At 30.8% G+C, this 15,537-nt stretch carries 13 protein-coding genes; 6 read left to right on the top strand and 7 right to left on the bottom strand.

What is annotated here, in order from left to right; translation table 11 throughout:
- Position 1: 1 nt before the first annotated feature.
- Positions 2-238 (bottom strand): NifU family protein, encoded by a 237-nt coding sequence (locus GCL57_RS08415; RefSeq protein ID WP_152212908.1) that lies wholly within the window; start codon positions 236-238, stop codon positions 2-4.
- 216 nt (positions 239-454) lie between these two features.
- Between GCL57_RS08415 and GCL57_RS08410 the strand changes: the two genes are divergently transcribed.
- A complete protein-coding gene (locus GCL57_RS08410) occupies positions 455-1,573 on the top strand; it encodes a M14 family zinc carboxypeptidase (RefSeq protein WP_152212907.1) in 1,119 nt (372 codons plus the stop codon).
- A 142-nt stretch (positions 1,574-1,715) separates the two neighbouring features.
- Positions 1,716-2,825, top strand: a complete 1,110-nt coding sequence (gene tgt, locus GCL57_RS08405) for a tRNA guanosine(34) transglycosylase Tgt (RefSeq protein ID WP_152212906.1) — start codon at positions 1,716-1,718, stop codon at positions 2,823-2,825.
- 73 nt (positions 2,826-2,898) lie between these two features.
- Here tgt and GCL57_RS08400 read toward each other — a convergent pair whose 3' ends face one another.
- Positions 2,899-3,402, bottom strand: a complete 504-nt coding sequence (locus tag GCL57_RS08400) for a CarD family transcriptional regulator (RefSeq protein ID WP_130612494.1) — start codon at positions 3,400-3,402, stop codon at positions 2,899-2,901.
- 564 nt (positions 3,403-3,966) lie between these two features.
- Here GCL57_RS08400 and GCL57_RS08395 point away from each other — a divergent pair.
- The 3 genes from GCL57_RS08395 to GCL57_RS08385 are packed head-to-tail and all read left to right on the top strand — an operon-like array spanning position 3,967 to position 8,603.
- Positions 3,967-5,574 (top strand): HD domain-containing protein, encoded by a 1,608-nt coding sequence (locus tag GCL57_RS08395; protein ID WP_152212905.1) that lies wholly within the window; start codon positions 3,967-3,969, stop codon positions 5,572-5,574.
- 22 nt (positions 5,575-5,596) lie between these two features.
- A complete protein-coding gene (locus tag GCL57_RS08390; protein WP_152212904.1) occupies positions 5,597-7,744 on the top strand; it encodes a thioredoxin domain-containing protein in 2,148 nt (715 codons plus the stop codon).
- Positions 7,745-7,757: 13 nt separating this feature from the next.
- On the top strand, positions 7,758-8,603 hold the full coding sequence (locus GCL57_RS08385) for a pyruvate, water dikinase regulatory protein (RefSeq protein WP_152212903.1): 846 nt from the start codon (positions 7,758-7,760) through the stop codon (positions 8,601-8,603).
- Here GCL57_RS08385 and GCL57_RS08380 read toward each other — a convergent pair.
- The 4 genes from GCL57_RS08380 to GCL57_RS08365 all read right to left on the bottom strand — a co-directional run bounded on the left by GCL57_RS08380 (position 8,566) and on the right by GCL57_RS08365 (position 12,608).
- Complete coding sequence (locus GCL57_RS08380) at positions 8,566-9,768, bottom strand: mechanosensitive ion channel family protein (protein WP_152212902.1); 1,203 nt, start codon at positions 9,766-9,768, stop codon at positions 8,566-8,568. The two genes, GCL57_RS08385 and GCL57_RS08380, sit on opposite strands and share 38 nt — an antisense overlap.
- A gap of 41 nt (positions 9,769-9,809) precedes the next feature.
- Positions 9,810-11,039 carry an MFS transporter gene (locus tag GCL57_RS08375; protein ID WP_152212901.1) on the bottom strand — a complete coding sequence of 410 codons (1,230 nt, stop codon included), beginning with the start codon at positions 11,037-11,039 and terminating at the stop codon, positions 9,810-9,812.
- A 35-nt stretch (positions 11,040-11,074) separates the two neighbouring features.
- Positions 11,075-11,737 (bottom strand): sterol desaturase family protein, encoded by a 663-nt coding sequence (locus tag GCL57_RS08370; RefSeq protein WP_161597668.1) that lies wholly within the window; start codon positions 11,735-11,737, stop codon positions 11,075-11,077.
- Positions 11,738-11,846: 109 nt separating this feature from the next.
- A complete protein-coding gene (locus GCL57_RS08365) occupies positions 11,847-12,608 on the bottom strand; it encodes a DUF547 domain-containing protein (RefSeq protein WP_152212899.1) in 762 nt (253 codons plus the stop codon).
- A gap of 156 nt (positions 12,609-12,764) precedes the next feature.
- On the opposite strand from GCL57_RS08365, the gene GCL57_RS08360 reads away from it, so the two are divergent.
- Positions 12,765-13,334, top strand: a complete 570-nt coding sequence (locus GCL57_RS08360; protein WP_152212898.1) for a CDP-alcohol phosphatidyltransferase family protein — start codon at positions 12,765-12,767, stop codon at positions 13,332-13,334.
- A gap of 2 nt (positions 13,335-13,336) precedes the next feature.
- Here the strand turns inward: GCL57_RS08360 and GCL57_RS08355 are convergent, their stop codons facing one another.
- A complete protein-coding gene (locus tag GCL57_RS08355; protein WP_152212897.1) occupies positions 13,337-15,484 on the bottom strand; it encodes an FAD-dependent oxidoreductase in 2,148 nt (715 codons plus the stop codon).
- Between the last annotated feature and the right edge of the window lie 53 nt (positions 15,485-15,537).

Here is a 15,537-nt window from a genome sequence, read left to right as displayed (position 1 = left end):
TTTAGTCTGTTACGATAACATCTTCTAAGTCAGGAAACTCTTCTAATATATAATTAGAAATTGATTCAGACGTATATGACTGTATTGAACAACTGCCACACGAACCAGAAAGTTCAAGGGTTAAAATATTATTATCAAGGCTAATAATATTTACTTCACCACCATGGGCTGCCACACCAGGAGTAATTTTTTCATCAATAAAACTTTTTAAATTGTTATATAGAACTGAGTTTTTCATTCTAAAAGGTTACCTATAATTAAAAACTTAAAATATGCCACGCGTACTTGCTTAGAGTGTTTCTGCCCAGATATGGGCAGTTAACCCTTAAAATACTAGCATAGTTTGGTTCATGACGGAAGACTTGCACAGATTACTATAACGTGTTGCAATAAAATATGCTTACAATTGCTAAGAAATTATAATTTTATCGCAAAACTCATAAGAGGAATATTCATGGTTATTGCTCATATTCCGGGCAAAATCAAATTTAAGTTAATAATATTGTTCATTATTTTACTTGTCAACTCAAAATCGCAGGCTACATATTTTTCTGAGGAATTAGAGGAAGTTAGCTTTTCACCTTTCGCATTTAATAACATACCAACTTCTTTGCTCAACATCTCTGGCCTACCATTATCATCGGTACAGGTATTAAATGAAACATATCGCATTAGAACTCAAAAACAAATTGCAGATCTTTGCCAAAGAATTGATTATACTTATAAAAAACTTGATTGGTCAAAAAGTCCTTGTTTTTCACTTCCACTGACTTTTAACTACGTGAGTGAAAACGGAAAACCACTTGTCTACTGGGAATTTATTGATAATTCTACTGGCTATGACGAAAGTCAAAGACATAATGTCACTCTCATTCTGGGTGGGGTACATCCTGATGAATTGACTCCAGTCCATCTTGCTTTTCAACTTGCTGAAGCTCTCCATAAAAATCCAAATTTGTATAAAAACTCCCGAGTCATTATTGCTCCCCTAGTTAATCCAGATGGTTTTTTTTCAAACCCACCAAAAAGAACCAATGCAAATGGAGTAGATTTAAATAGGAATTTTCCTACGGCTACATGGAATAAATATGCTTATCAAATTTGGAGTAGCTCAAAAGATCGAGATAAAAGAAAATTTCCAGGATACTTTCCAAACTCAGAACAAGGAACTCGTTTTCAAGCCGATTTAATAACTCGCTTTCAACCTAATAAAGTTATTTCTATCCATGCCCCTCTTGCATTTCTAGACTTGGATTATGAAGTACCAAAACTTTTGACAATTGGTCCTCAAACCGAGCAACAAAGAAAAGCAAGAAATTTAGCAGAGCTCTTATCAAGGAGTGCAGGAAATTACAAAATTAAAGACTTTGGCATATATCCAGGAAGTTTAGGAAATTATGCTGGAAACGAAAGAGTTATTCCAACTATAACTCTAGAACTAAGCAGCAGTAATCCAAAACTTGTTAAAAAATTCTGGAGGGACTTTTCTCCAGGAATTTTTAAAGCACTTAAGTATGAATTTAAAAAGCCTCAATTTGATGACATCCAAGCTTCAGCGCTTTGGAATCCTTAAAAATCATATAAAAAAAAATGGAACTCAAGCTCTTAAAACTATAACTTGATATTTTTAACCCTCTTGTTAAATAAAGCGGGCTATGGTCTTTTGATCGTTAATAGCTTTTAAAAATTCAAGTCACATATTGGATAAAAGCCCTATGCCTTTAAAATTTGATTATATTGCTAAAGATCCTCACTCCGAAGCAAGACGAGGACGCATACATACAGCCCACGGAACGATAGAAACACCTGTTTTCATGTCCGTAGGAACCTTTGGAGCCGTGAGAACTCTTGATCACACCGAACTCGAAGAAATCGGTGTTCAAATTATTTTAGGCAACACTTACCACTTATATTTACGCCCTGGTCCCGAAATTTTAAAAGATATCGGTGGCTATCATAGGCTTATTGGCTGGGATAAACCTATTTTAACGGACAGTGGTGGTTTTCAAATTTTTTCATTGCCACATCAACGTGTCGTCGGTGAAAAAGGAGTTACTTTTAAAAGTTATATTGATCAAAGTTATAAAAGATTAACACCCGAAAGTGATATCTTATTTCAAGAAACTATTGGTTCAGATATTATGATGGTTCTTGATGTCTGCGTACCCTCTACCAGCCCCTATGAGACCTGCGTTGATGCAATGAAAAGAACGCACCGCTGGGCTAAACGCTGTAAACAAGCCAAAACTCGTGAGGAAAATTCTTTATTTGGCATCGTTCAAGGCGCCATTCATGAAGATCTCAGAAAAGAAAGCGCGGAAACGTTAGTAGATATGAATTTCGATGGTTATGCCGTTGGTGGATTGGCTGTGGGCGAAAGCGACGAAGAACGTGAACATTTTACTAATTTTACGACAAAACTTTTACCAGAAAATAAGCCTCGTTACCTTATGGGAGTTGGGACTCCTCATGATCTAGTCCGTAGTGTACGTGCAGGAATCGACATGTTTGATTGTATTATTCCAACAAATCATGCTCGCCAAGGAGTTGCCTACACTTTTTCAGGAAAAGTAAAAATGCGAAGAGTTTTTCATGCAAAAGATGAAAATCCAATCGATCCAAACTGCAGTTGTTACGTTTGCAAACGCTTCACCAGAGCATATTTACATCAACTCACAAAATGTGAAGAGCCAACTGGCTGGAAGCTTATTGCTTATCATAATACTTGGTTTTATGAGCGTTTAATGGAAAAAATACGCACAACAATTGTAGCAGGAACATTTTCGCAATTTGCTAAAGACTTTTTGTCACAAGTTGAAGAATAAACATCCTTCTTTAAATACAAAAAAAGCCCTCTTTAATAAAAAAGAAGGCTTTTTTTGGTAAAAATACTTAGACTTAAATAGCAAAAAGAATATGATTTAACTCATGTTCAATGACACTTTTTTCTTCACCACGTGCAACAGAAATTTCTGAAACAAGCATATTACGAGCACGTTCAAGCATTTTTTTCTCACCAAAAGAAAGTTCTTTATCAGAGCTTAATGAAGAGAGATCTCTAAGAACTTCAGCAATTTCTACTAAATCACCTGTATTTAACTTATCATTTAATGCTCTAAAACGGCGATTCCAAGTTGCAGTCGATTTTTTTGAAGGAGACTGCAAAATTTGAAATACTTTTTCAACATCTGGAAGAGAGATAACAGAACGAAGCCCAACTGTTTTAGCCGCACGAGTAGGAACCATTACCTTTGCGCCCGTAGAGTGGATTTTTAGGACGTAAAAATCTTGTTGAGCTCCACCAATACTGCACTCTTCAATGTTTTCTATTGTTCCAACACCATGACAAGGATAAACAGCTTTTTGACCAACAGTAAAATCATAGAATTTTTCAGCATTCATGCAGCAAGACCTCCAGAAAAAAGAAAACTCGTTGAAACTTGGTAGAGTAATTCAAGCAAAACAACGAGTCACACTTATGTTTTTAAATAAAAAATGTAATACTATCTAAGTTAATTAGCTTTATTCTTATACAAACAGTTTTCATTAATGAAAAAAACAAGAAGCCCCCAAAAGTACCCAATAATTTTTGGACACCAAAATTTTCAGTTGAATTTCAAAAAGTTATATTCAATAACTGTAGTGAAAAACTTGAAGTTAAGATTTGACACTTTCAAAAAAACCTAATAATGAGTCGCCTAGAGAGAATGTAAGCAAAAAAAACTCTGATACGAATTTGAAACCAGGGTTCTAACCAACAATTCTCATAGCAGAAAACTTCGCGTGTCGGACGCCCCTAAACTTCATTCATTAAAAACTCGACCTAAATGAGTCTGTTTTCGTAAGTCAAAGCATCAGCAACATTACCCTAGACATACAGTCTTTGTCAATTTATTTTGCATAGTATTTGCGCAGCTATTTAACATTTATACATTTTTTGTTAAGTGGTTTATAAAAGGAGAAAAAATGGGTCTTATTGCAGGTTGGAAAGGGTATTCTTTAGTTGATAAAAACATATCTAGCTTAAGATTTACTGGAAAAATACGTGATTCTCTACACGACACCATTCCCTTCACTGAAGAAGAGAAATTTGTTATAGATCTTCCAGAATTTCAAAGACTTAGAAGAATAAATCAAACAGCTTTTACCCAATATGCTTTTCCAGGGGCTACCCACACAAGATTCGAACATTCTCTTGGGGTTATGCATGTTGCAGGCCTTGTCCTAAACTCAATTATAGCCAATCAAAAAAGACTGCTCTCTGCCCTTGAAGCAGCCTATTTATCTACTCCCAAGCACATCTGCGAAAACTTGTGGGAATATGAAAAATCAAATGGTGCCTTGAGTACAACGCAAAAGGCATTAACCTATCTTGAGCAAAGTGTTTACTTATCCCAATGTCTTCGCTTCGCCGCCCTGCTACACGATTGCGGCCACGCTCCTTTTAGCCATTCTGGGGAACGGTTTATGATGACTTGGAAGGGGTTTGAAAGCCAACTCAATACTCTAGATATACCCACTTGGCTCAACAAAGCTTTACATAAAAAAATAAGTAAATTAAAGAAACAACTTCCAAATTATTCTGAAATTAGCATTAGACATGAAGTATATACCCTACTCATTGTTGCTAGAATATTTAAATATGAATATGAGTTTCTATCTGAAAAAATGGGTCAAGACATATGCTCAATCCTTGATTTATCTGTCGATCCTAACCCTGAAAGTGATCTTGCTAAAAGTGGCTTAAGAAACTTATTACACGAAATTGTAAGTGGAGAAGTCGATGCAGATAGAATGGATTATCTTTTAAGAGACTCTCGAGAATGTGGAATTGTTTATGGATTTTTTGATTTAGGACGCATTCTTGACTCCGTCGGATTTTACTATAATGCAAAAACCTCTCAATATCATTTAGCTATGCGAAGAAGTGGTGTGTCTGCTTTTGAAGACTATTTAAGAGCCCGCTGGAGCATGTACCAGCAGGTCTATTTTCATAAAACAGTTACTGCTTGCGAAGCAATGTTGGAACATGTAAGTAAAACTCTTGCTGCTTTCACACTGCCAATTCAAATTGATGAATATTTAAAACTAGACGACCACAGTTTTATTCCGTATTTAAAAAATTTATATCACAATAATATATCAGAGTACCTTAATAATATTTTAGATGATCTCGTATATAATCGTAAATTATGGAAAAGAGTTTATGAAGAGTTTATTCCTAAAACATCTTTCAGAACAACTCCTTCACTGTGTCCTGCCATTGTAGGTTTTCTTAAAGAATTAAATTGTCCATCAGAAATCATTGAAAATAGTACAAATTTAACCCGTTTTTCACCAAAAGGAAGAGAAGAACTCTCAAAAAATAATTTTAAAATTATTATAAAAGATGTTCATTCTTTAAGATATTTAGAGCCTGTAGAAAACCATAGCACACTTATCAATCGTATTGACGAAGAAGTGATAATCAGAAGAATATATATTTCTCGATTTAATGAAAATTTAGAAAACATTCAATCTGAACAAATTCAAAAGAAGATTTCAGATAAAATAATCAATCCTGATGAAAATTAAATAGACAAGTAGGTTACTATAAATGTCAGAAAATAAATTAAATAAAGAAACTAGTCCATATCTCCTCCAGCATAAAGACAATCCAGTAAATTGGTTCCCATGGGGAAAAGAAGCATTCAATCAAGCTAAGCAAAAAAATAAACCCATTTTTTTATCTATTGGCTATTCAAGCTGCCACTGGTGTCACGTCATGGCACATGAAAGCTTTGATGATAAAGAAACAGCAGATTTTTTAAATGAAAATTTTATTAATATTAAAGTTGATAGAGAAGAACGTCCAGATATCGATGAAATATATATGGAAGCCGTACAATTAATGACAAAACATGGAGGCTGGCCACTGAACGTTTTTCTTACACCAGATCTCAAACCTTTTTACGGAGGCACTTATTTTCCTTTAGAGGGACAATATGGTCAACCTTCATTTAAAGATGTACTTTCAGCTATCTCAAAATTTTATGATGATAATAAAAAAGACGTTGAGGAAAAAAGTTCAAAAATTTTGGAATATTTAAAAGAAACATCACGATCAACCAGTTTACTTAAACTTGAACAAAAACTCGAAGATAATGCTTTAAACACAGAAAAATTAGTAGAAAATCTTCAAAATACATATCATAAATTAATAGAATTATTAGAAATTGATGCTGACAAAATCAATGGCGGTTTTGGCAGAGCTCCAAAATTTCCTCAACCTTCAAAATTATCCGCCATGCTTTTTTCAAATAACAAATCAAATATTGCTCATGCATTATCAACTCTCAAAAAAATTAGCTGCGGTGGAATTACTGACCATATCGGTGGAGGTATTTCTCGGTATAGCGTAGACTCACATTGGCTTGTGCCACATTTTGAAAAAATGCTTTATGACAACGCCCAAATTTTACCACTTTATGCTGCAGCAAGCTGTATTATAAAAGATGAAAATCCATTTTTAGCAACAAATTTAAAAGAAGCTGCAATAAATATTTTTAACTACCTAGAACGTGATTTAAAGTGTACTAAATGTGATTTATATTTCAGTGCAGAAGATGCTGATAGCGATGGTGAAGAGGGATTATTTTATACTTTTTTTCAAGATGAGTTTTTTGCGGTCTTTAAAGATAATTTTGAATTGAGAGATTTTGCAATAAATTTCTTTAAAGTTACTTTAAACGGTAATTTTGATGGAACAAATATTTTAACAATTCCAGAAGATCTCAATAAATTTTGCAAGGAAAATAACCTCTCCTTAGAGGAAGCTATTCAGAAAAAAACTGAAGCACTCCATTTTTTATTTAAGGAAAGAGAAAAAAGAATTCGCCCTGCACTTGATACCAAATGTCTTCTAAGCTGGAATGCTTTAGCTGTCACTGGAATTCTACAAACCTCCATTTATTTAAACAACAATGACATGCTTAAAGTTAGTCTTAAAAAACTTGAAAATATTTTTAATATCTTTAAGATTAACAATGAATATTTACATACATACAATGGCGCGGCAGCAAAAATAAATGCCTTTGCTGATGATCTAGGATATTTATTAGAAGCGTGCAGCGAAGCACTTTTACTAACTGGTAGCAATGCACTTTTAAAAGAAATATTAAATATTGTAAAATGTATCCATAAAAACTTTGTCGACCCTATTGAAGGAATACTTTATTATTCCAGCCATGAAGAAGATCTAGTCAATCGCCCAACTAAACCAGAAGACAATGTTATTTACAGTTCTCATTCTGCAATATTTTGCAGCATTACTAAAGTCATTGCTTGGCTTGGCGCAACAGATAAATACAATTTACTTTCTCAGAGTGAACATAAAATGCTAGAATCACTAGCACTTATTGCCATTTCAAACACCGTTGCTTTATCTGATAATGTTCCGATTGCATGCGCACAAATGCTACAAAAAGTAAAATGGTTTGAAAGTAAGAATATTATTATTGTAAATGAAGACAAAGAAAATTTTGCTCATCTTGAATATTTTCACAAAATATATTCACATTTTTTAATGAGTAAATCAAAATATTTTATAGCAGGAAATCAACTCAACGATAAATATAGTTTGGAAAATATTTCAGAATACAGTAAACAAAGTATGGGATTAAATAACAAGGCAAGCTTTTCATACTGCAACAAAAACGGATGCCAATTGCCAACTGATAATTTGTCCGAAATTACGATTTTATAAGAGGTTATCTTTTATGCTTAAGCAATTTGACACAAATATTCCTAATATTTTTACTGTTTCAGACGGAACGGGTGAAACAGCTATAAGCATTGTTCGTGCCGTAAGAGTTCAGTTTGACCATGCTGATATTCATATTGAACGTTTTAATAAAATTCGCCGTAGAGAAATGCTCGAAGAGATTTTATTAAATGCGAGAAATAAAAAAGCAACAGTAGTTGCAACACTCGTTGACCCTGAACTTAGAATTTTTTTAATCTCTCGTTCTATGCAACTTGGAGTTAAAGTAGTCGACGTATTATTTCCTTTAATGGAAACAGTTTCTGAACAACTTGGAAGAAGACCAAGTGCCATACCAGGATTATTAAGACAATTAGACGAAGGTTATTTTAAAAGAATCAGTGCTATTGAATATACAGTTAGACATGATGATGGAATCATTTCAAGCGATCTTTCTGAAGCTGATATCATTTTAATAGGTGTTTCCCGTACCTCAAAAACTCCTCTTTCAATGTATCTTGGACACAAAGGCTACAAGGTTGCAAATATTCCTCTTGTACCAGGAATTGATCCTCCAAAAGAATTAGAAAAAGTCGATCAAAATAAGATTATCGCCTTAATTATTGATCCAACACGACTTGCAGAAATTCGAGTTGCGCGCATAGAAGCATTGGGAACAGATAACATAGGAGATTATGCAGATATTGAAAAAATATTTGAAGAATTAGAATGGAGCCGTGAAGTTTTTAAACGTAACAAACGCTGGCCGGTCTTAGACGTAACAGGAAAGGCTCTCGAAGAAAACTCAGTTGAAATAGAAAAAATTATTTTAACTCGCTTCCCTGATTTGGCTGATGAATAAAATCATTATTTTTTTGTATAAGACTGTAATAATTCGGTGAAATTAAAAGAACTTCAGCTTCTCTAAATAAATCTTGAATATTTTGATTTAACTCTGAATTTATCTCATCTATTAAATTGGGTTGCTTTGTGTAGCAGTTTAATTCATAAGATGCATGAAAATCATTAAGTTTAATTTGAAATATGAATGGAGCAGGTTCTGCTGAAACATCTTTAGTTTTCAATGCTGCCTTTATAAGAAGTTCGTTCACTCTTCTCCAAGGTGTTTCATATCCAATTGTTACGACAGTATTTATTATCAGACCATGCGATTGAGCAGAAGAGCTGTAATTAACAATATGACTTGCTAAAATCATTGAACTTGGAATAGTAATATCTACATTTTTTATTGTGCGCACTCTAATTACCAATAATTTTTTTTCAATAACATCTCCAACCGTATTTGCAATTTTCACTCTATCACCCACTTTAAATGGCCGCATATAAATAAGAAGTACTCCTGAAACCATATTAGCAATTGCAGAGCTCGAACCCAATGAAAGCAATATTCCCAAGAAAACGGAAATTCCTTGAAAGGCAGGAGATCCTGAGCCTGGAAAATAAGGAAAAATAATTATTAAAGTAAAAGACAAGATTAGTATTCTAATAAGTTTATAGGTAGGAGTAGCCCAATCTTTATAAAAACCTTCAATTTGAAAAGATCCATTTTCTACACCAGAAAATAAAAATTTTATAAATCTTAATATATAATTAGTTATTATAATAGTTATAACTATAAAGAAAACATTTGGAATAAAGTTGAATGTGACTTGAAAAATTCTTTTTATAGGATCTAAAACATAGTTATAAATTTTTGGGGTCAAATCAGATGTCCATGGGAAAAAACTAAAAACTAAAGGAATATAAAAATAAAGTAAGGTTAAAACAATAATAATTCTTAAATATTTAAAAAAGAATAAAAGAGAGGAGATTATTCTATCTGCAGTTAAAAGTTCAAAAGCTCTAAATTTAATAGATTGAATCTTAGTGCCTTTCCAATCTACAATTTTAACAATTAATTTTTTATAAATGTATTTCAAGCTCCACAATAGCACAAATAGACCAATAGTAGCTAGTATAGAATGAATTGAAGGCATTAAATATGATTCTATAGCAAGATCTTCCATAAATTAAACCTCACATGCTTAGATTACTAACAAAATAAAGATTATATATTTTTCTTTTTAAAAAGCATATAATAAAAACAAATAAAGCTTGCTAGATAAGAAATTAAGACGGGCAAAAAAGAAATATACTTACCAAAACTATTATAAAGAGTCATATACAATGGTATTGTTAGAAGTGCATATATAGTTACAATAAAATTAAACCCGATATTAAATGCAGTGCAGCGGATCTGCATTGGAATAATTTCAAAAAGAAGAATAAGCAATAAAACTGGGCTAAAAACATATCCAAAATCATAGATATAAAACTGAACTATTTCTCCAAAGTATAAAAATGATATTGCATAAAATATAAGAGGAACAAGAAAACCTAAAGTAAGTATAATTCTTCTTTTTATTATTTTATCACCAATATAAGCGACTAAATACATTACTAGTAATTGAAATAGCATAGAAATTGTTAAATTCTTTAAAATTTCAGCGTTGTCAATAGAAAATTGACTATTTAAAATATTAGGCAAAAAATTAAATTTATAAAAAAAACTTAGCGGAACAATAGACCAAATAATCATTACAACGAAAATGTATTTTATAACAGTACTAATTGAGAATTTTTGAACTTCTAAATTTTTTTTATTTATTAACTGCTCCATATATTCTTTTTTATCTTTAATATATTTATCAAATAAAAATATTTTCCTAATAATATATACAGTAACACTTAATATTGTAGATGCCAAAAAAATTGTTTTAAATTGCAAATGAGGATCATGAATATAGAGCGTCACTATATAAAGCGCAAAGGTTGCTAATAATATTCCAAATAGCACGGCTGCCTCTGCAAAATAATTATTTCTAAATTGCTTACCCACTTGAGTATTTTCAAAAACATAAACAGAAATAACCCCATTTTCTCCAGAGACAACAAACCGTTGGAATAATCTTAAAACAGAAATAAGAACCCAAGAATATGCAAAATTACTGTATGAAGGAAGTAACACCATACCAAAACTAGACAATCCCATAATGACTGGGGTATTGAATATACTGCGAACTCTTCCATTCTTATCAGCTAAATAGCCATAATAAAATGAACCTAAAAAAGTTGCAAAGCAGCCTATTGCAAATGGAATGAGTCCCTGTCCTTCGTCATAGCTAGGCTTATTAAAAAAAATGATTCCAATTTGGGGTGCTAATAATAAAAATGCCATATTTTCAAACCATTCAACCACTATTCCCGCAAAGAGTGCTATTCTCTGTTTAATATTCATTCAAAAAACCCTTTCATAAATAGGTTATGAAAAATTTAAAATATTTTCTTCTTAAAGGGCCAAAAAAATATTTCCCAAAATTGCTTTGCATCCCTTTCACTCATTTCAATTAAACCTATTTTTATATTTGATATATCAGGTCTCTTATTTAAAGTTCTATGTATCCGATCCCAAAAAGAGAATATTACAGAAAAATTTGAATTTAATTCATTAAATTCCTTAGAATGATGAATAGTATGTATATATGGAGTTACAATAAGATTTGAAAAAATATTATCATATTTAAACTTTATATTGCTATGATGAAATATTATAAAAAATAAACTTATAAAATCATATATGAGCACAAATTCAAGTGGAATAAAAAATAATATAACTACAATAAATCTAAAAAACTGAGAAAAAAATTGTTCGCCAAAATGAAAACGAAAAGCGGTACTACTATCTAACTCACTATCTGAATGATGAACTTTATGAAATCTCCAAAAAAAGGGGATAATATGATTGAATCTATGCCAAATATACTGAGAGTAATCAAGAATTATAAATGATATCAGCAATATATAAAGATAATTTAAATGGATATACTTAAATAAACCAATGTGGATATCTCCAAAAAGACCTCTAAAAACATAAATAATTGGATAAGAAAATACTCTTGCAATTATATAAGATGTGGCTGCAAATAAAAAATTCATAAGAAATCTTTTATTTCGAAAAAATTCAGCCTCTCTTAAAGGGAATTTTTTTTCCGCATAAAATATTAAAAATAAAAAACCAATTAAGAAATAATATTTTATATAACTATCATATATCATTCAGACTCCAATCATATTCTAAAAACTCAATTTTAAAATTGCCATTTTTTATTTTCTCATTATTAGGAATATTATTCATTATAAAATTGTTAAAGCTTCCAAAATTTTTCTTAAAATCATCACCATACCACTTAAATATACTTGATAAAAATAATTTGTTGTCTTTTTCACTATAATAGTTTTTATTTTTATTCGCGAGAAATTCTTCTGCAGTCTTTTGTAACTGCTTCTGCAAAGTTTCAGGCCGAAATACCTGCTTTAACAAATTTGGACATCCTTTTGATGCACAGACCAGAGCAAAGTGAATTCTCGGTTCCTGAAAATTTTTCCTAATAATATCATGTTCTATTTCATCTAAATTATGATATTTTTCAAGCAAGTTAAAATAATTTTTCTTCCAAGGATTTGCAGAAATAACTCCACCAATATCGCGTATACTTTTTATGGGATAATTATCTATAATAAGTTTCAAAGTTAACGCATTATAAGCATTGATCAAAAATGCAAGTTTTTCATTTGAATTAAACGTCAAATAATCTTTTTCCTTAATCTCAGAAATATTTTTTAGAAATTTATTTAATTCAACAGGATTATCTTTTAACCTTTTATAATCTACAAATGTATTTTCATTTTTTATAATAACATATTTGCTTAAAACTTTTTGATAGCTTGAATAGTCGATTTCTTTTAAACTGTTAGCTGTTGCGGATATGCAAAAAAATAATTGAAGCATAATTAATATATTTTTCATTTTTTTCCCTACTTTAAAAGAATTACTCTATATTTATAACAAATTTTATTAAAGACTGATATTTAAAAAATTTAAATCTTGACATATTATTTTATCCATTATTAGATATCATTCCAACGTTGTTTATTTTTGCTATGTCAAATAAAAGGTGCTTCAATGCTTCTTAAGATTTTTTCACCCAACATTTTAACTTCTTTAAGAATAATTCTCTTAATTCCCTGCCTATATTTATTATTTAATAATCAATTTATCTATTCTTTTATTATAGCTCTATTTGCTGTTTCAACCGATTTTTTAGACGGGTATTTAGCTCGTAAGTATAATCTTATCACCCGTTTTGGATCTATACTAGACCCAATTGCTGACAAAGTACTCATTATATCTCTCTTAACTTGCTTTTATTTACTAAATCTGATCCCAATTTGGTTTATCTTACTTTCAAATATGCGTGATATTTTACAACTTTTGTCTATACCAATTCTCCTTTTATATAAAAAAATCAATTTTAAGGTTAAACCTAAAATTATCCCAAAATGGGCAACAGCAATTAAGTTTATTATAGTTCTCATCTGCTTTAGCTTATGTATATTTAAATCTTATCAAATAAGTGATTTATATTTTCTCCCCATCTTAGTAGTTTCTGCTCTATTAGAAATATATATATTAGTTACTTTTATTCCAAGGTTTATCCTTATATATCGAAAAAAACATGATACATTTGAATAAAGCTATCCTCGCTTCCAAGCATGATATTTTTGTAAATATGCAAGAATTTTTTTAGGTGCATGTGCTTTTTTCCATTCACCAGCCACAAATTTATTTGCCTCGGCAAATGTCGGATAGGCATGTATTGTTGATAATATTTTATTCAGTCCAAGATTATATTTCATAGCTAAAGTAAATTCAGCCATGAGTTCCCCGGCATGTGCGCCAATAATTGTAACTCCTAAAATTTTATCTGTATTCGGTTTTACAAGGATTTTGACAAAGCCTTTTGCTTCACCTTCAATAAGAGCTCTATCAAGTTTACTTAAATCATATTTTACAATTTCAAATGGAATCTGCTCTTGTTTAGCAATTATTTCATTAAGCCCTAAGCGCGAAATTTCTGGATCAATAAAAGTTGTCCAAGGTATATTTTTATAGTTTACTTTAAAACGCTTAAAGTCTCCAAATAAAGAAATGACAGCCGCATACCATGCTTGATGCGCTGCCATATGGGTAAATTGATATGGACCAGCAACATCACCACAAACAAAAATATTATGATAATTGGTTCTTAAAAACTCATCACACTCAATTGTTCCATTATTATTTAATTGAATGCCAAGTTCTTCAATTCCAAAGCCATGAACGTTTGCTTTGCGACCAAGCGCAATAAATGCAATATCGAATTCAAGTGAAAATTGCTCCCTCGAAAAATTATCTTCATATTTGATAAAATTATTTCCATTTATATTATCAAAATTTAATATATTTTTTGAAGTCAAAATTTTAATATTTTCATTTATAAATATATTCTCAATGAAAAATGAGACATCATGATCTTCTTTAAAAAAAATTCTTTCCTGTTTTTCCACAATCGTTACAGATGAGCCCAATCTTGAAAAAGCTTGAGCCATTTCACACCCAATTGCTCCTCCACCAATAATAAGAAAATTTTTAGGCAATGATTCTAAGTCCCATATATTTTCAGATGTTCTAAAATCAATTTTTTCTAATCCAGGAAATGGAAAAATATACGGAGAAGCTCCTGTCGAAATAACAATGTTTCTTGTAGTTAGAGTTTTATTATTGACTTGAACTTCGTATGGAGAAATTATTTTTGCTTCTCCAAAAATACATTCTACTCCTAAAATTGAATATCGTTCAGGAGAATCATGCGGCTCAATTTTACTGATTACTCTTTTAACTCTTATCATGACTTCTTGAAAATTAATATCATACTTGCAATTTTCAATTCCAAATGCATGAGAGTTTTTTAAATAAGAAATAACCTTAGAGGATTTTATAATTGCTTTACTTGGTACACAGCCTGTATATAAACAATCTCCACCCATTTTATTTTTTTCAATCAGTGCAACTTTTGCTTTAACTGTCGAAGAAATATATGATGTAACAAGACCTGCAGCTCCTCCACCAATAACAATAATATTATAATCAAACTTTTTTGGTTTTTTAAATTTTGACAATTTATATTTCATAGTAACATAAGAAATAACTCTTTTAATGAGGTATGGAAAAAATCCAAGCAATGCAAATGAAATTAAAAGTTCCAGTGAAAAGATATCCCTTGCATTGTTAATTTCACTGATTTGCTTTCCTGCATTCACATAAATGATTGTTCCGGGAAGCATTCCAAGCATACTCACCCAAAAATAATCTCTCACTCGAATAGTTGTAAATCCCATTATAAAATTGACCATAAAAAATGGAAATATTGGAATAGCTCTCAATGTAAAAAGATACGACTTCCCATTTTTTTGAAAATTATTTTGAAAAATTTCAATTTGACTGGAAAATTTATTTTTTAAAGCATCTCTTAAAATATAGCGAGAAGACAAAAATGCTATTGTTGCACCAATGGTACTTGCTAAAGAAATCAGAGCTGTTCCCCATGAAATTCCAAATAATGCCCCGCCTAAGAGAGTTAAAACAGCAGCTCCTGGAAAAGAAACTGCGGTTAAAATAACGTAAATAAAAAAATATATACTTATAAATTCTATTTTTCTTTCTAAAAATAATTTTTGAATATATTCTTTATTTTCCTTGATGTAATCTAAGTTAAAATAAATATTAAGATCAAAATATTTAAATAAAAAAATAATAACAAAAAATACAATAACAATGATTACTTTTTTTAGATTAATTTTCATTTAAAAGTCCCCAAAGTTTTATTCAATTTTAAAATCACACTATTTTGTATCAT

The organism is Fluviispira multicolorata (assembly GCF_009208585.1).
In the GTDB taxonomy this organism is placed as follows: domain Bacteria; phylum Bdellovibrionota_B; class Oligoflexia; order Silvanigrellales; family Silvanigrellaceae; genus Silvanigrella; species Silvanigrella multicolorata.
This window is presented reverse-complemented; position numbering and strand designations above follow the sequence as displayed.